The sequence below is a fragment of the Halococcus sp. PRR34 genome, assembly GCF_028617175.1.
GTDB classification, from domain to species: Archaea; Halobacteriota; Halobacteria; order Halobacteriales; family Halococcaceae; genus Halococcus; species Halococcus salifodinae.
The window spans coordinates 42,155-58,219 of record NZ_JAQJDA010000010.1 but is presented as its reverse complement, the minus strand read 5'-3'; the positions used below and the strand labels follow the sequence as shown (position 1 = coordinate 58,219).

Here is a 16,065-nt window from a genome sequence, read left to right as displayed (position 1 = left end):
GAACGGCCCGACCTCACCAGAGCGCGTCACACGCTCTTTCCCCGCTATGATACAGACAGTAAGACAAATCCTCTCGCAGTCGACGCAAATCTCTCTCATCGAATGCCGTGACTGCGGCGCGAGCGTCAAGCCCGACACTGAATCCTGTCCGAATTGCGAATCGAGCGAGATTGCTCACTATACCATCGGTCCAGGAGACTGATCGACTGGCTCACTCGCCAGTACTGTGGTGCTCTTCACATCGACGAGTCGCCAAGAGCAGAACACACCACAACGACGGGATTGTCACTCAAACTCCGGTGTGTGGCCCACGGTTGTTTTCAGGTAGGCTCTCCGAGGAGATGGTATGGCGATTCCGTTCGATGCGACGTGGGGAACGCTCTGCGAGCGCTGTGAGGACCTTCCCGACGATGCGACGCTCATCACGCCGTTGGCGTCGAGGCGCTTTCAGATCACCGACGTCCAAGAGCCACGGATCATCATCGAGGACGTCGATTCGGGTGACTCACAACCGTTGGATCGCGAGCAGTTCGAAGCGCTCGCCGAGCACACCCACGAGGCACTGAATGGCTACGAGCTCGACCGACTCCCACCGAAGGCCGAACCCTACGCGGCGGTGCTCGCACTCCACCCACGGTACGTGCTCGACGAGCGCGAAGGGACGCTGACCGAACTGGATGAGGTCGACGAGAGCGCGGTGCTAGACGACGCGCCGCACCTCTCGATGAGTGAGGAGAGCGAGTCCGAAGAGCGCGAGGAGCCGGATATCGACGTCTATGCGGACATGCTGTTGTTGATCGACGCGCTCGAACGCGAGGACCTCACGGCTCTCGACGCGGTAGAGACACCGGCGCTGGTGAACCTATACACGCTGCTGTCGGATGTACAGCGCAACGCAAACGACCTCCGGCAGGACGTGACCGACATACTACTCACCCGCGTCCAACACGACCGACCAGCACATGGCCAGTACGGCTCGGTCCAGCGGACGACGCGCCAGAATCGCTCGCTGAAAGACGACGAGAAAGTGCTCGAAGCGTTCGAGGGAACGGGGATCGATCGCGAACAGTTGGTAGGTGTCGATCGTGGGAAGGTCGACGAAGCGCTGGAAGTGGTTTCTGTGCCGGAGTCGGCCGTGTACGACGTCTCTGAAAGTGAGTACGTCCGGAAGGCCGACGTCGACGAAGAACGCAAGGAGACGCGGTTGCAGGGGCTGAAAGACCGGCTGGCGGTAAGTGACGATCCCGAGGCGGAGGTACTGCGCCAGGAGATCGACCGGCTAGAACAGGAGATCGAGGATCTGACGGAGTTCTCGCCAGGGAGTGCGTTTGGTGAGAGCTGACAGAAGCTGATTTGCTGGCCACCAGTATGGGATGAGAGCAATGAGTATGACCGCTATCTTGAAACAGGGATGCCGATTCGGGTGGCACGATTACGAGCCAGAGGGGACCACGACAGAGGACCGATTCGGAATCACACCCCGGGAACAACCGCCTCAGATGGTCTGGGTGTGTACTCGGTGTGGGGATGAGAAGTGGCTTGAGCCGGGTGTCTGGCCGAGTTGATCCATTCACTCAGACGGAGAAGTGCGACTGCTTCTCCACAAAGTATATACCGTTTATGGCCATTGTATTGAAATATCGGTGTGTGATATGGGAGTACTCACCAACCGGAAGCAGGAACGAGACGGCGATGCGCGGTACGTCTGCCGTGGGTGTGACGAAGCGTACGGGCTTGAACACTACATCTGTCCAGAATGCGGTGGGTATAGCGTTGAGCGATCGGAAGCCGGTCGATCGGTCGATTCCGCCGGCCACTCGCACTCGGGAACGTTGGGAGGTCGGGTAGTGGTAGAGCTCAAGCGACGGTTCACAATGGATCAACAATTCACCGAGAGCAACACTGCGAAAGTACAGAAATAAGGCAGTACGTTCGAGACGCGGGCTAATCGCTTATCGGATTGCCGTGTTGAATAGCGATCTAATCGACTGATATCACGGCTTAGAAGGATGAAGCCGAGGAATTCGACTCTGTCCATGGAAGTCGATCTCCTCGACTTCGTTGAGCGGTGTCGGCATCTAGTCAAACAAGCGTTGGGGAAGCACGCGGGCGAGCCCGCCAGCGGCGGGTTCGCCCGCTGGAAGCACGTCGTCCTACACTGTCTTCGGGTCGAAGAAGACCACAGCTACCGAGAAACGCCGAATCGGCTGGAGTACATGGCTGAAGTTCGTGATGTCCTCGACTTAGATCGGGACGATCTCCCAGACTACAGCACGATCTACAAATCGTTCGACCGGCTGGAAATGTGGGTGTGGCGGGCGTTGCTGCGCGTTTCAGCGCAGCAACACCCGCAATCTGGTCACGCCGCACTCGACAGCACGTTCTTTGACCGCTGTTCTGCCTCGTCGTACTACCGCCAGCGGTCGGGAAATACCGTCCAAACACTGAAAGTCACGACGCTAACCGATAGAGAGTCTCTTGCCGTTCTTGACGTACACATCTCAGCTCAGTGGAGACACGATACGAAGACCGGGCCGCAGGTCGTCCGCCGGAACGCGGACGACCTGCTGTCCGTGGCGGCCGACAAAGCCTTCCACAACTGGGTCACGAAATACGAATTCTACGCACTCGGCGTCGAGCCACTCATCTTACAGCGTGGATCGAGACCACTCACGATAGGACACAACGCGCTCATCCGCGCAAAAGGCTACTCTCAGCGCTGGATGGCCGAAACATCGTACTCGACAACGAAGCGCTCGCTCGGCGACGCCGTGCGAGCGCTCGGCTGGTATCGACAGTTCCGTGAAATCGTTCTCATGTTCGCCATTTCGAACATAGAACCGCTCTGTGAACCACTCTAACCGTGACTCAGCAGCTATTCAACACAGCATATCGGATTAGTCTCCTGAAAGTCGGTGGCTATATCGGAGTGCTGTGAGAGCGATCGGATATGCCTGAGTGTGAGAACTGCGGGAGTTTCGTGACCGAGCAGTACGTGCGGGTTTTTGCTCCGTCCGAGATGACGACTGTGCGCGTGTGTCCAGAGTGTCCGGACATGATCCGTGAGAAGGGTGGCGTTCGAGAGGCGAAGTCCCAACGGAACAACTGACGAGTATCGCTGAGAGGATGTTCCCAACGGTTGAATCGGTGTGCAGAGACTGCCGGATACTGGAGTGACCTTCTGGTGCCCCTGTTCAGCATATCAAGTTCGGGGGTTCTGGACCGGGGGTCAGGAAGGAGTACCTTCTGGACATCGTTTGAAATCTCCTCTTGCCGATTGAGCGATTAGATCAACGCTCATCTGTAGGAGATTGTTGATCGCTCTTGTGACGGAGATTGTTGGTGAAGCGCAGTCGGGCGATTTCGTTCTTGGACGATCGGATTAGAAGGGGATCGATCCGCCAGTCCCACCGCGTCATCCACCGATCTAGAGAATCCGCTTAAGCAACTCGGTCGCCACCAACAATGTGCTTCACAGGAGCGTCTACGAAAGTGGTGAGGCGATTTCTACCGTTACGGAGGAGAGTCAGACTGATGCGATGGCACAAGCTATCGACATACTCGTACGTGACCACGATTTGATCAGCCAGTTGGATTCGCTGCCCTATGTACCGGGCCAGAAAAAGGCGATCCTCCATTCCAAGCCAGAGCATCCGACGGGCGAGGAAATGCGCCTGTATCGTGAAATCTCCGATGGGTACTACGTTTTTGGAGCATTGGATAGTGATAGTAAACAGCGGTACGTCAGACAATTTGTGGAGAAGTGTGGCCTGGATGTAGATTTCAGTGGCGATTGGTGAGGATGTTCCAGACCGCGTTGTAACGTTCTGATTATTCAGTAGCGGTATCTTTACGTTCTCGGAATGTGGTGTGTGTGCTACTATGCCACAAGATAAGGTCGATACCGATGATCCAGAATCAGAGACTGAGGTGCTCGGGAGGCTTCCAAAACCGGGGTATGGCTGTGGCTCGTAGTGATTCGGTAGCGTTGCCGTCGCGCTGTCTGAACTGTGGGTTCGAGGCAGCTCCGGGCAGCGATGAGTGGAACTCAATTGATGCCCCACCATTGGGAACGATGACACAATGTCCGGAGTGTGGTAGTACGAATGTTTTGAGTCGGGCGTAGAAGCATATTCGTTCACGTAAATACGCCATCTGTCGATTCTGTTTTCGACGCAATGGATTTTTGGTACCGGCAATGTGTGCAGAAGTCTTATTTGGCTACATCTTCTACCCTGACTTGAATGGTCCAGGATGATGGAAGCACGGATGAAGACGATTCTGATTCTGTGGAATATGCTGGCCTTGAGGATCTTATTCCGTCTGAGGAGGAACAACAGGCAGCTATCTCACGGGTGACCTTCGACTGGTGTGAGACGGTTCGGGAGGCCGGTGATCGCTACCGTGAGGGGGAGTCGATTCGGGTACTTGCTGTCGAGCTTGAAGTGCCAATGGAGAAGGCTCGCCGGGCTGTGAAAACGTACTATCTCGTGTTTGGCGAGGCACCGATAGATACAGTTCGTGGCACGATCTTCGAGGATGGCCGACGGTATTTCCGAGGCGGCTTGGATGTAGGGGAGTTGGATACGGAGACACGGACAGAGGCAGAGGAACACGTACGGACGTTTGTTGGTCGGACGTTGTTGGATAACGAGTTGGATGCTGTTGATATCGAGGAACCGGTGCCGGAAATGGAGGTGCCGATGATCCAGGACATGGATGCCGTAGTTGGTTCTCAGGTGGAGAGGATGTTGGAATCGGTGAAGGAGGGGATGTCGATTTCGGGCGCGTTTGTAGGGAACCAGTTTCTAAGTCAACGCTTGGGGTCACAGATAGCTAATGGGTGGCAACAGACTGTAGGTGAGATGCGGAAGCAGAATGTTCGTGGATTCCAGCAGGCGGTGCGGGCAACCGGTATCGGGAAGAGTGCGTCGACTCCTGCACTAGCCGCAACCGCTGGGATTTCGTCTGTGGTAGCGTCGTCGGCAATGGCCGGATTTGAGCCATCGATGTTTCAAACGATGGGGCAACCGGCGCTCAGTGGTTTGCAGGAGGCTATCCAGACGATGCCAGCGATGTATTCGCCCACGGTACAGCAGATGATGGCCGGGGTTTCCCAGTCGGTAGTTGAGCAGATATCATACGAGATGCAGACCTTATCCGTGGTACCGGTGATGCGGATGTCGGATTTGCTCGAACAGTACCAGCTGCAGCCGTTTGCTCCGCTTGTTCAACAGGCGAATAACATGTCGGACGTTTTGGCCGGGGCTGGGACGATGGGAGCGGTGGCTGTACGGCCAGAAAGTCTCCAAGGCTTCGAGAAACCGGAGAAGCCGTGGTCACCGGCACAGCCAGAACCGGAGCCTGGTGTTCCAGATACCGACAGGGATTGGTGGTTGACTGATCGGGTACATGCTCAGTCGTCCGATATACTGTTTGTCGTGGTGTCTACAGCAGAAACAGGGTCAATTGGGTTCTTTTCCTGGCTGTACCCGGAGCAACAGCTGCTTGTTCTGGGTACGGGTCTCACCGGATGGACCGTGGTACAGGTCGCGATGTTACTTGCTCTCAACAGTGATTGACGGACCCCGGAAGATTGTCTCTGAATAGGATTTCTATGACAGCGGCGGTCGCTCTGAAATTGGTGGTTTGACTGGGTGAGACTTTGATTTTCTTTGATGCTCTAAAAAGACTTGACTGTCTCCAGAACATAGTACTATCACTATGAGAAAAGACGAATCGATCCAGATGCACGCGCTGCTTCGTGCGATGAAACAGCACGTAGAGGTGGAATACGGGATTGAGGCGGAGGCGTTTGAGGCGTATGAAGAGTTGGAGGTGCAGCCCGAACACGTCTTCGCGAAGAAAGGCAGTCACCAGGAGGCGGTGATGCTGTTGGCCAAGCAGATCGCTGACGAACTCGCCAAGAGCGGAAGCTACAGTTCGGACGAGGAGGAAGATGAGCGGGAACCGATCGCGGCATAGTTTCAGTTGTAGGGTTTTTATCCGTTTTCGCACCGGGTGTGGCGGTTATCGGTAAAGCCGTTACAGGCATGTTAGTGATCACAGGTCACGGCATAGAATGAGTTGTCTGTAGAAATCAACGTGAAACCAGTCTGTTCCAGTTGTTGTGATGGTCAAGGGGAATTCGAGAAGTCTCCAGGTCGTTGCTCCACGTAGGCTGGTTGGCGAGAGTAATTTTCAGATACAGTCTTTCCGGTAGAGAGGAGCTGTAGTTCGGATTGATGAAACGGCCGTCAAGCATGCACCATGCACACCGCTGGCCTTCGACCAACTGGTTGTATATCTCCTGGTCGTCGGCCCAGTACCACAGCGTGCCGTGCTGCCAGCTCGTAAGACGTTCATCCGACCGGGCACCGGTTTCGGCCTTGAGGTCGGCCACGGTCGTCCCCGGTGTGACGGTCACCGGGTCTTTGGGGAGGTAGATCGTTTTCCCCGCCATACTGGTATAGAGGTGCTACAGTGGCTAGAGTCTTGTGGCCGCACCCCATGGTTTCGGGTGAAGTTGTGTCTCGGCGGTGAGAACAATATCATATCGTTGATGGTCTGGAAGTACCGGCGGGTTTTCTGAATCTACGGCGGCACAGAGATATTCTATGAACAGTTACAACGAGTTGCATACCGGCCGGAAACGCTCTACGGTGTATTACTGGCTTGACTCGGATACTGGCGCGGCGCTGTACCATACCGGCGTGAACGAGGAGACGACCATCCCGTTTTTCGGTGATGTTGGGGCGGCGGAGACGTACCTGGAACAGCGGGCTGAATCAGGGGAGGAGGAACAGTACGGGCAGTACAGTTTGTACGAGGCGCGGACGAAGAAGGTCGGCGATGCGGTGGATGTGTTGACCGATCAGTCCGGGATCGAGGATTTCTTCGCTGATGATTGACTCATTCGGCATAGTGAGATGGTTGGTGCTGTTCGAGGTGGTGCGTGATGTGGTGGAGGAGTTGTTCGAGTTGCGGCCGTTCGACCTCCCACCAGGTCGGTGAATGGTGATACTCTGAGAGAACGTTCCGAACTGCTTTGAACTGGGAGAGGGTGAATCGGGGGTCACCACTGTCAACCATCTCGAATGCCTGGAACACTTCAAGCGGTGGTGGGCCAGCATCCGCTGTCACCTCTGTGGACTCCTGATCAATCCGGTCAAGGAGTACGTGGTGGAGTGTCCAGTGTTGTTCCGGCGTCAGTGAGAGTGTGACTGGGGGGCGGCGGGAGCGGCGGGTTGTTCATATATTGGATTATGGATTTTGGGATACAGTCGAACCGCCAATAAATCTTGCCACAAGTTAGCATAGTGGCGGGAGTCTATTACCACCCCCTATGGGGGTGTCTAATTCGCCTGATTTACGCTAATAGAAGCCGCATAAAAGCATCTCGTTTTTCAAGCATCTTAATACCCTATGCTCACAATGAGGTGCTGTGATGTCACAATCACCAGAGATCGACCAGATGGATGAAATCACGCTAAATTACGCTCTCAGCGCAGTTCAGGCGGGAGTAAACAAGAAAGAGGACGCTCTCGAAAAGGGCGCAACAGAAGAGGAAGCGTACACTCAAGGCGCGAACCAAGCTCGCGGGATCGTCCACTCGTCCGGTGCGGACGTTGATGATGTCGTTGAGCACCTGCTGGACCGTCATGGGTTGATCGAGTTCCTCCTAGAAGACCTGCTCACCGACGAGGAGTACGCTGAGCTGGTTGAAGAGTAGTTGCAGCTACAGTCTTGGTTTTCTCAGAGAAACAGGTGGTGGTTTGAGCGAAATACTTTTGTACTGTGGACCTAGTACGGTTTGCCAGGTGCACTCAATGTACCTAGCAAAACCTGAAATGGAGGAGGAGAGAAATCCGTGGCCCGACCACAGGTACCAGACCGGCTCAAAAAAGAGGTAGAGAACGTCCATGAACAGCATCACCAGTACCCAGCAGGCGTGTTCCAGGAAGCACTTCGAACAGTGACAGACTTAGCCAAGACCTCGTTCGAGAACGAACCGACCACCGAAAACTCCGATAGAGCTATGGACGACGTAGACCTCACCAAAGAGATGTACAACGGATTAGCAACGGTAGAAGAGGGTGGCTCGCTTTACGCGCTCAACCGAGACAGTCCCTTCCACGTAGAGTATGTGGATCGGGAAAGCTCTGTTAACGGCGGCGGCAAAGCCCGGGTCTACATGGAAGGACCCCAGGGCGGGAAGTACCGGTTAGTAGCTGACTCCGACACTGACACGCTCCTTATCGAGAACAAGAGTTCAGGAGAATGGGAGACGCATTCGACCCGGGTCAAGACCTTCAGGTACCGATCACCGTCCCACCCTGAAAGCGGTGAGAACTGGGAATGCTCGGCCTAATTGGTAGTGGCTTCTACCCCATGTTGAAGTGGTCTCTGAACTCGTCTCTATAGGCTGGATTCAGGCGATACACCGTATCGCCACTCCGCTGGTCTTTTTCGATGATGTCGTTGTCATCGCCGAACTTCTGGGTCATGCCCTTCCGAACCCCGCCAATATTCCCTGGTCGATCGATCGGGCGGCCGTATTCGGCCATCCCGGGCACGACATCTTCGGAGGTCACCCATCCGTTGTTGTCGCCGTAGTCTATCAGCGTCTGGATGAACGCTTCTTGTCCTCTTGAGAGCCGATTCATGACATCATCGGTCAGCTCGAACCCATTCATGCTTTGACTTTCTTGGTCCATGTTGGCTTCTATTTCCTCGGTCGTGTCGTCTTCATAGAAGGCTTCCAGTATTTTCGGCACCTTTTGCTCCTCTATGTCGCGTTCGATGTGGAGGTCTTCTCCCTCCAGTGTCAGATGGACTGTTCCATCCATGTCCCCCGTATGCCACTTAATGTAATAAATGCTTGCATCTTGTAGCATCTTGCTTGGAAGATGTGCTATATGCTTGGTCGATGGCTGCATCGTCAGCAGCAAAACGGTAAATACAACCCTTGATACATGTGTTTTCAGTGCCTGCGACGGTACTAGAGGGAGTCCGGAATTCCCAGTGGAGCTTCCGAGGACGAACCGCCCCCTCGCGGTGAGGCTGATGACGGGAGTGAGTGCATCTTCGTGAAGTAACGGCGGAAAGCTGGGGCGCGAACCAGTGAAACCATCATAGCTGGGTGACATTCCACCAGATCAGTGGGCTGCTGGCTGGCCACCAGTAGCGCCAAAATCCGTCGAGGCACTCGGCCTTCTTGGCCGTGTTATTTGGAGTCAATGACTTTTTCTCAGTACATCAAGACCTACTACATATGAGCGCCCTTAGTCCCACCCTGTTCGACAAGGACGAATTAGAGAAGTTTCGTAGAGGTGTTGACTCTGATACAGAGCTTGAGAAATTTCACACACTTGAGGATATGCATGACGAACTGGAATCATTAGAGGGCAACAATATCATAACTTGATGAGCGATGTTGGTCGTGCGCAGAGCATGCATCAGGAAAATCATCGAGAGCTAATGGACGCAATTACGCATTATGAGGACAACCCTGGTATCTGGACGTGGGGTGGCGATGAGGAAATACGAGCAGCTTTGATGGATTTCACGCGTGCACTTCACAACTATTTGGCTATGTGTGAATCGCTCAACGCTCTTGTGAAGGAGATTGTTGGTAGAGCGCAGTCAGGCGATTTCGTTCTTAGATGACCGAGTTAGAAGAGCATCAATCCGGCTGCTTTATCGCCTTGTTCGCCGGTATAGAGAATCCGATCAAGAAGCTCGGTTGCCACCAACAACGTGCTTCACAAGAGCGATCCATGTTATTTTCTTAACGTGAAAACTGAGTTACTACTTAGTTTGGTTCTGGGTCTTCACCCAAAACGGTTTGTCCATCTGTACACCGGTGAAGGTACGAACATTGGCTACAATTCTGGACTGCTGGATTGGTCTTGTAGGATTCGATGTCTCCCTCACTAGTCCAGAGGGCTCTATCATTCGTAATCCGGTCTCGGATCTGTCTCATGTCTTCCGTAGTCGGCACCATTCGGTCGAACTCTCCACTTCCAGTATGGGCTAATTGGACCCGAATCCGGTTGAGTTCGGGTTCATACGCTTCGTGGGCATAGAGTGCATATGCTTGCATCTGTATCGTCAGGTTACTGAATCGGTCATACGCACCTGTCTTCCAGTCAGTGACGACAAAGTCTCCCTCTGGGCTTCGCGTACAGAGATCTGGTTGGACGGTGACGGGCTCTTCGGCAACATCAAACGTCTGGCGAGTTTCGTGGGCGATGTAGCGGTGGTCCTCAAAGTGGGGCCAAATCACCCGGAAGAACTGCCTGATGTGATTACGGGCTGTACGAACTAATGACCGCGTGAAGGAATCGCTATCGAAGGTTACCTCATCCGTATCGTCAATCCGATCTGCAATCGTCTCAGCATTCGCTTCGACATACCTCCCAAGTTCGTCTTTCGCACAATCGGTTGCAGTCTGGAGATGGATGTTCTCACCTCGAGCCCACCGTGCTACCTGCCCCGCGAGAGATTCGTGTACGACTGTTCCCAGATAGGCTCCGGGCGACGGTGTATGCTCACTATATTCCCCGGTAGACTCGGTCTTTTGATATCGATAAAAGAACCGCCGTGGGCACTCTTCGAACAACTGCGCTGCCGACGCCGACCAGTTTACGTGTGCAAACTGTTCTGACCCATTCATTCCGCTATTGGAATTGATCGACGATCGAGTGAGCCACCTCTGGCAACCGTTGGGACAATTCGTAGTCTGAGTAGTCCTCGTCGTACGTCGCCGACGTCGGGGCACGTGAACGCCGCAGACTCGAACGAATACCGAACGTCATCGCCGTCCCGTCAATCTCGATCTCCCATTTATCGTCGTCAATCGCCCTGAGTGCAACGTCTTCTTCCTTCAACTTCAAGGCACGTTCGAGTTGCTTTGTCAGGCTCTGTGTCTTTTCAGGACGAAGCGTTGGTGGCGTGCCTGTCTGTGCGTAATCGAGCAAGGCCAGGCCTTCGTGGCGATTCAACGAGTCGTGGAGGTGGCGGTTCTGATACCGGCGCAGGCAGTTGTGACACGCCGTATCGCACGAACAGCTTTCGAGGATCGAACAGGCTTCTGCACACACGGCGTCGAATTCCTCCCAGACGCGCGATGAGAAGCCGGCACCGCCGGCGGTTGTGTCGAAGAGGAAGACCTCGATAACGCCTCGTGCATCGATGTCGGCGTGCTCTGCCGAACGAGTACGGAATCCACTTTCGAGTTCGTCATCTTCGATACCCAGCGCACGGGATGCACCCATGACTAATGCTTCGGCTAACGACTGTCCTGGTGTCTCGAACCACGCTTCGGATGGAACGAACTCCATCTCATCACCTAACGGGATTTGGAGGACGGTCAAATCACTGGGAAAGCGGTGGCTGAAACTCGTCGTGACTGTTGAGCCGGTACACTGGTCATCCCAGTCATATTCCCCAACAAACCGGAGATCCTTGGGGTATGGACGGGCGTGTGGGTTCGAGAGCGGGCCTTCGCGGCTAACGGCCCCACAATCGGTGCAGACCTCGAATCCATCCTCATCAGCCCCAAAGTTAGCGACAAGAAGTTGTTCGTCATTCATCCTCCCCACTATCGAATGGCCAATAGATTTCTGCTCTGCCATCTCGCTAGCGTTCTCACTCTCGTGGGAAGTCGACGTCAGCGGGTATTTTGGCTGTGTTGCGTAGGCTCGGTTCTCGTTGTAGTCCGACCCTTTCTCAGCTGCACCTGTCTCATCGACTTTAGGTGCAAACCCCTCCGGGGTGTACATCTGAAGGGAACTGACTGTCGCTCCCTCACAGACAGGACACTCCATACCCCTGGCTGCGAGACTCTCATCATGCTCGTCAAAGACTGTCTGACAGACGTCACACCAGTTCAACCAATTGAGGTCTCCCCAGTCTTCGCCAGCCACTCGGTTCTTCGGACTCTCCGGGAATTTGACATAGACTCCGTAGGACTCGTAGGTCTTCTTGTCCACGACGATTTCCCGGCCTGGCACGTACGTTGAGAGTGCCTGTTTCAGATCCCGAGACATCTGGTACTTGTTCTTCGGCTGTGACGACCCGGGCTCGTTTTCGCGCACGACGAAATCGGCCACATCAGTCGGGAACGAAAACGTTGGAAGTAGGGCTGCATCCAGAAGGACGGAAAGTAGATCGTCGTCCTCCGTGGATTGCTCTTCCCATTCTATCTTGGCTTGTAGATCCTGGAGTTCGCTTAGGAACTCTGTAGTGGCGTCGCGGACTAATGCGACCTCCCAGTCGGATGAACGTCCCTCTCCTAGTGCATCCGGAAGGAGGGCACCCAGTTGATCCAGCGTCGACGATGAATCGGCGAAAATCTCTTCGTCCAGCCAGTCTTCGAACGCGGCGAGCGTTTGATCGCCTTCTCCTTCAAAGAACTCAGCTGTACCTTTGAGGGAGCGGAATACGGCAGCTTCCGTCTCGACGGCCGATGGGTCGAAGAACCGAGCAAGCAGCGAGGCGTTGATATGCCGTCGGGCGATCTTTTCATTGCCAGCGTAGATGACCGGTGCGTTCCCCTCGCTCGTGATCATCTCCTCAGGGTTCTCGAAGTAATGTGACTCGTGAGGGGAGTTGTCCGCGAAGGTCACGATCGTCGAGAGCCCGGCCCCGCGACGCCCTGCGCGGCCAGCACGTTGCTCATAATTCTCTGGTCCTGGCGGAACCGTCCGCATAGCGACGCCGGTGAGGCTCCCGATGTCAATTCCGACTTCCATCGTGGTCGTACAACTTAACACGTCGATCGGCTGATCGGCCTCAGAGTCCCCGACGAGGATGTCCTGAAAGAGCAGTTCGTACTCTTCGGAGCGTGCAAACGCCTCGGAGTTGTCCTTTGCACTCAGTTGTGCCGAGTGCTCCTCTGAACGGAGCGTGAGTGGGTCCCGTTCGCCATAGAGCACTTCGCGTGGTGGGTTCCGGAGGAAGTTCTTGCGTGCCTGGAGATGGATGTCATCATCGCTTACCGCACTGAGAGTTCCGCGGCAACCATCGTAGGGGCACGAATCATTGAGTGAGACGACCGAGAACCGGCGACATCCTTCGCACCGGTACCAATCGTCGTCGAGTCGGAGATCGATTGTCGTTGCTTTCGGATTGACGAAGTAATTGCCGTGGGAGGCCCCAAACAACACCGGCTCTGTCGTCATCAACGCCCGTCTCAGACTATTCCACGCCTCTTCCGACACTTCGTCGTCGAGTGATTCTACAATATATTCAGGAATTATTTCGCTGTGGGGAATCCCCGTCTCGTCCGGGTCAATCCAATTTTGGTAGGGGTAGGAGTTCGACCGTCGTCTAGCTTCAATATTTGAGTCAAATGCCCGTTCCTCGCAGGCATGGCGAAGTGCCTCGATGAGGATGCTCTTGAGTTGGTCAGTCTCAATTTCAGGGACAGATTCGTCGATTTTCTCAAACACCTCCTCGGACGGTGTTGTGTACCCGACGAGGGCGCCGGTGATGGAATACTGTTCATCGCCCAACGATCGGAGAAGAAGTTCCTCATACTGGCGGGGACGCTCCGATAACGCATTGCGTGCGGCTGGCACCTCCGGAATATCGTCGATAGATTCGAGGTAGTACTCATCGACGATGTCGGACAGGTTCCCACGAATATCCTCGAAGTGGGAGCGTGAACCCTTATACACGACCCCCGACTGATTCGTGTATTGGTCGCTGTCGTCGAAGAATACGATGTTGTTTTTCGCACAGTAGACTGCGAACTCGGCGAATAACCGATCCATCGTGATTTCATCATCCGCAGATCCGATAATGTCGGTTAAGACCTCGCGGAACGAGTCAGATTCAACGTTCGATTGGAGATCGCGCGCTAAGCGGGCTGCCTTCTGTCGCCCGTCAGAGAAGCACAATACCTTCCGTCCCTCGTTGGGGAACTCCTCTTTGAGTGGGTCGGTCGGCTGGATACCGAACATCGACCGGACGCTGTGCGCGAATGGTTCCTCACCTTTGGTGACCAAATCTTCAACCTTCGTGTCGCCATTCGGACGGCGCCGCTCTTTGATTCCGCACGCCGGGCACTGAGTCCAGCTCCACGCTCCGTCCTCATCCGGAGGCTCTTCCGTCGGGACCTGTACCTCGATGTGAGTGGTCGATCCTTCGTCGTCCACATGCCGATCATCAACAAGGTGCCCGGAGGCAATCGAGAGGTTTCGTGAGACCGTCGTCTCGGCGAGCGATCGGCCGTGTTCGTGGTCCGGGTTCGGGTCCTCGCGAGGTTCCTCAACTAACAGATGGAGTTCGTCCAAGTTCTCGCTGCTCTCGGGATCTGACCACAGGAACGTTGGCCCGCGGTCGTTGTCAGACCGTCGATACGCTCGTAGATATGCTGCCCCACAGGTACGATGGCTAATCAGTTCGAAGACCCGACTGCCACAGGCCTCACAGGTCGTGAGCGGATTACTGTAGATGCGTCCGAGGAGGTTCTCTCCCTCAGTAACCCGGCGGCCGCTGCATTCGGGATTGATACACGCGTACTGGGCGGGGAGCCCTTTGAGGAACATATGCAAACGTGTCGGGAGCAATGCATGGCCCTCTCCCTGACGTGCTTCTGTACAAAGGTATAGAAGATTCCCTGTCGCCTCACGGGCCAGTTCTTGATTGATATCCTCGAACAACTCTTCGGCGAGCTCTGATAGGCGTAGTGGCTCTTCGCGAAGGTATTCGTGCGCCAAGCGGAAGAGAGGGTCCTCGACTAACTGGTCGGCGAGATACGAACGGATCGATTCTACGTCATCACTTTCGAGGGAGTCCCAGCCTCGTTCGCTCGCGACGTTACGAATCTTTGAGGGGTACTTGAGTTGGTAGCCAACCCGTTTTAACAGTTCAGCTGTACGCTTTTCGCTTGGCTCTCCACCTTCGTACTCTACCTGATCTCCTCTGATAACTGAGAAATCCTCCGGATCACCCGTTGTTAGCTGTGCCGCAAAGTCGGGGGCTGCTTCCTTCACGTCTTCACCCATTGTCGCACTCGTAAGAATGAAGCGCACACGATCGCGAGAGATGCCCAGCTTCTGGAGTAATCGATTTAGGAGGAGCGCGACCTCAGCACCTTGGGCGCCGCGATAAAGGTGAGCTTCGTCGAGTACGATATTCAGCTCGTTCTCCTTGTCTTCGGCAAGCCACTCACGGGTATCCTCGAAGAGAGGCTGTTCGATCGGCCGGAGTAGCATATACTCCAGCATCGAGTAGTTCGTGATCAAGAGATCCGGCGTCCCGCCATGGGGGTTGCTTCCATCGCGGGTGTGCATCTCTTGTCGGGTGAATAGTTCGGTATCGCCAGGTTGGGTGCGGAAATGCGTCTCCTTTCTCTTGTTTTTGTTCCGGAACCCTTCGAGGTCCTTGGCTGGAATGCGGCCTTTTTCTGCGAGCTGTTCATAGAGGTCCGGCTGTTCTTCCTCTAAGTCTAGATATCGGTTGATGATCGGTTTGACTAGATCATCGTTCTTGCTGGTGTCATATTCCCCGTGATAGGGTGTACGACTCGTGTACATCCCGAATTGTACACGCCGACCCATGTAGTCCTCAAGTGTATCTGCCCCGTCCTCATCACCGAAGAGTAGGCGCATCCGCGAGAGTTGATCCGCGACGAGGGCGTTCATTGGATAGAGAACTAATGTCCGTATCCCACGTTGGTCGGCTGTCTCTCCTCGTGCTGCCTCCTGGGCGAGCTGACCCAGAATTGAGTAGAGGAAAATCTCTGTTTTCCCGGACCCCGTTCCGGTGGATACGATGAGGTCGTCCTCGTCGCTGAAGAACGATTGGAGAGCGTCGGCCTGGTGTTTGTACGGCGGATCGAAGATGTCGAGATCGTCGTTTTCGAGCTTTTTCAGCAAACCGACGACTTCGTTCGGCAAGCCCAACTCTCTGAGGGGATCCCCCGAGACATAGGTTGGTGTGGCCTCGACCCATGGTTCGGTGGCCGTCTCTCCCTCGTCCATCAGGGCACGACGTTCCTTGAGAAGCCGCGGATGATGGAGGTGGTAACGTGATTCGATGGTATCTGTTTAG

At 54.8% G+C, this 16,065-nt stretch carries 15 protein-coding genes; 11 read left to right on the top strand and 4 right to left on the bottom strand.

Annotation, left to right across the window (positions count from 1 at the left end; genetic code table 11):
• Positions 1 to 346: 346 nt before the first annotated feature.
• Positions 347 to 1,342: a hypothetical protein gene (locus PHA81_RS12905; protein ID WP_006078571.1), complete on the top strand. Its 996-nt coding sequence runs from the start codon at positions 347 to 349 to the stop codon at positions 1,340 to 1,342.
• A 232-nt stretch (positions 1,343 to 1,574) separates the two neighbouring features.
• Here PHA81_RS12905 and PHA81_RS12900 read toward each other — a convergent pair whose 3' ends face one another.
• Positions 1,575 to 1,817: a hypothetical protein gene (locus PHA81_RS12900; protein WP_161606457.1), complete on the bottom strand. Its 243-nt coding sequence runs from the start codon at positions 1,815 to 1,817 to the stop codon at positions 1,575 to 1,577.
• A 219-nt stretch (positions 1,818 to 2,036) separates the two neighbouring features.
• Here PHA81_RS12900 and PHA81_RS12895 point away from each other — a divergent pair, with 219 nt between their 5' ends.
• The 5 genes from PHA81_RS12895 to PHA81_RS12875 all read left to right on the top strand — a co-directional run bounded on the left by PHA81_RS12895 (position 2,037) and on the right by PHA81_RS12875 (position 5,985).
• Positions 2,037 to 2,861: an IS5 family transposase gene (locus tag PHA81_RS12895; RefSeq protein ID WP_273837019.1), complete on the top strand. Its 825-nt coding sequence runs from the start codon at positions 2,037 to 2,039 to the stop codon at positions 2,859 to 2,861.
• An 89-nt stretch (positions 2,862 to 2,950) separates the two neighbouring features.
• The gene (locus PHA81_RS12890) at positions 2,951 to 3,109 is read left to right on the top strand and encodes a hypothetical protein (RefSeq protein ID WP_006078573.1); all 159 of its coding nucleotides are present in this window, start codon (positions 2,951 to 2,953) and stop codon (positions 3,107 to 3,109) included.
• Positions 3,110 to 3,539: 430 nt separating this feature from the next.
• The gene (locus PHA81_RS12885; RefSeq protein WP_273837018.1) at positions 3,540 to 3,800 is read left to right on the top strand and encodes a hypothetical protein; all 261 of its coding nucleotides are present in this window, start codon (positions 3,540 to 3,542) and stop codon (positions 3,798 to 3,800) included.
• A 444-nt stretch (positions 3,801 to 4,244) separates the two neighbouring features.
• The gene (locus PHA81_RS12880; protein WP_273837017.1) at positions 4,245 to 5,582 is read left to right on the top strand and encodes a hypothetical protein; all 1,338 of its coding nucleotides are present in this window, start codon (positions 4,245 to 4,247) and stop codon (positions 5,580 to 5,582) included.
• A gap of 142 nt (positions 5,583 to 5,724) precedes the next feature.
• Complete coding sequence (locus PHA81_RS12875; protein ID WP_273837016.1) at positions 5,725 to 5,985, top strand: UPF0058 family protein; 261 nt, start codon at positions 5,725 to 5,727, stop codon at positions 5,983 to 5,985.
• Positions 5,986 to 6,100: 115 nt separating this feature from the next.
• Here the strand turns inward: PHA81_RS12875 and PHA81_RS12870 are convergent, their stop codons facing one another.
• Complete coding sequence (locus PHA81_RS12870) at positions 6,101 to 6,463, bottom strand: hypothetical protein (RefSeq protein WP_273837015.1); 363 nt, start codon at positions 6,461 to 6,463, stop codon at positions 6,101 to 6,103.
• 154 nt (positions 6,464 to 6,617) lie between these two features.
• On the opposite strand from PHA81_RS12870, the gene PHA81_RS12865 reads away from it, so the two are divergent.
• The 3 genes from PHA81_RS12865 (at position 6,618) to PHA81_RS12855 (ending at position 8,371) form a co-directional block, all read left to right on the top strand.
• On the top strand, positions 6,618 to 6,911 hold the full coding sequence (locus PHA81_RS12865) for a hypothetical protein (RefSeq protein WP_273837014.1): 294 nt from the start codon (positions 6,618 to 6,620) through the stop codon (positions 6,909 to 6,911).
• Between the two features lie 536 nt (positions 6,912 to 7,447).
• Complete coding sequence (locus PHA81_RS12860; protein ID WP_273837013.1) at positions 7,448 to 7,732, top strand: hypothetical protein; 285 nt, start codon at positions 7,448 to 7,450, stop codon at positions 7,730 to 7,732.
• Positions 7,733 to 7,870: 138 nt separating this feature from the next.
• Positions 7,871 to 8,371 carry a hypothetical protein gene (locus PHA81_RS12855; RefSeq protein ID WP_273837012.1) on the top strand — a complete coding sequence of 167 codons (501 nt, stop codon included), beginning with the start codon at positions 7,871 to 7,873 and terminating at the stop codon, positions 8,369 to 8,371.
• 13 nt (positions 8,372 to 8,384) lie between these two features.
• On the opposite strand, the gene PHA81_RS12850 is transcribed toward PHA81_RS12855, so the two are convergent.
• A complete protein-coding gene (locus PHA81_RS12850; RefSeq protein ID WP_273837011.1) occupies positions 8,385 to 8,849 on the bottom strand; it encodes a hypothetical protein in 465 nt (154 codons plus the stop codon).
• A 425-nt stretch (positions 8,850 to 9,274) separates the two neighbouring features.
• On the opposite strand from PHA81_RS12850, the gene PHA81_RS12845 reads away from it, so the two are divergent.
• Together PHA81_RS12845 and PHA81_RS12840 are read left to right on the top strand one after the other, a co-directional pair.
• Positions 9,275 to 9,427, top strand: a complete 153-nt coding sequence (locus PHA81_RS12845) for a hypothetical protein (protein ID WP_273837009.1) — start codon at positions 9,275 to 9,277, stop codon at positions 9,425 to 9,427.
• Positions 9,427 to 9,669, top strand: coding sequence for a hypothetical protein (locus tag PHA81_RS12840; RefSeq protein WP_273837008.1), 243 nt, complete (start codon positions 9,427 to 9,429; stop codon positions 9,667 to 9,669). The genes PHA81_RS12845 and PHA81_RS12840 overlap by 1 nt, the downstream gene beginning before the upstream one ends.
• A gap of 1,013 nt (positions 9,670 to 10,682) precedes the next feature.
• Here the strand turns inward: PHA81_RS12840 and PHA81_RS12835 are convergent.
• A complete protein-coding gene (locus tag PHA81_RS12835; protein WP_273837007.1) occupies positions 10,683 to 15,995 on the bottom strand; it encodes a DEAD/DEAH box helicase in 5,313 nt (1,770 codons plus the stop codon).
• Positions 15,996 to 16,065 lie beyond the last annotated feature (70 nt).

What these genes read in the sequence shown, in the direction of transcription:
- PHA81_RS12905 (WP_006078571.1), top strand. Translation starts at nt 347, where the DNA reads ATGGCGATTCCGTTCGATGCGACGTGGGGAACGCTCTGCGAGCGCTGT.
- PHA81_RS12895 (WP_273837019.1), top strand. Translation starts at nt 2,037, where the DNA reads ATGGAAGTCGATCTCCTCGACTTCGTTGAGCGGTGTCGGCATCTAGTC.
- PHA81_RS12890 (WP_006078573.1), top strand. Translation starts at nt 2,951, where the DNA reads ATGCCTGAGTGTGAGAACTGCGGGAGTTTCGTGACCGAGCAGTACGTG.
- PHA81_RS12885 (WP_273837018.1), top strand. Translation starts at nt 3,540, where the DNA reads ATGGCACAAGCTATCGACATACTCGTACGTGACCACGATTTGATCAGC.
- PHA81_RS12880 (WP_273837017.1), top strand. Translation starts at nt 4,245, where the DNA reads ATGGTCCAGGATGATGGAAGCACGGATGAAGACGATTCTGATTCTGTG.
- PHA81_RS12875 (WP_273837016.1), top strand. Translation starts at nt 5,725, where the DNA reads ATGAGAAAAGACGAATCGATCCAGATGCACGCGCTGCTTCGTGCGATG.
- PHA81_RS12870 (WP_273837015.1), bottom strand. Translation starts at nt 6,463, where the DNA reads ATGGCGGGGAAAACGATCTACCTCCCCAAAGACCCGGTGACCGTCACA.
- PHA81_RS12865 (WP_273837014.1), top strand. Translation starts at nt 6,618, where the DNA reads ATGAACAGTTACAACGAGTTGCATACCGGCCGGAAACGCTCTACGGTG.
- PHA81_RS12860 (WP_273837013.1), top strand. Translation starts at nt 7,448, where the DNA reads ATGTCACAATCACCAGAGATCGACCAGATGGATGAAATCACGCTAAAT.
- PHA81_RS12850 (WP_273837011.1), bottom strand. Translation starts at nt 8,849, where the DNA reads ATGGATGGAACAGTCCATCTGACACTGGAGGGAGAAGACCTCCACATC.
- PHA81_RS12845 (WP_273837009.1), top strand. Translation starts at nt 9,275, where the DNA reads ATGAGCGCCCTTAGTCCCACCCTGTTCGACAAGGACGAATTAGAGAAG.
- PHA81_RS12840 (WP_273837008.1), top strand. Translation starts at nt 9,427, where the DNA reads ATGAGCGATGTTGGTCGTGCGCAGAGCATGCATCAGGAAAATCATCGA.
- PHA81_RS12835 (WP_273837007.1), bottom strand. Translation starts at nt 15,995, where the DNA reads ATGGACGAGGGAGAGACGGCCACCGAACCATGGGTCGAGGCCACACCA.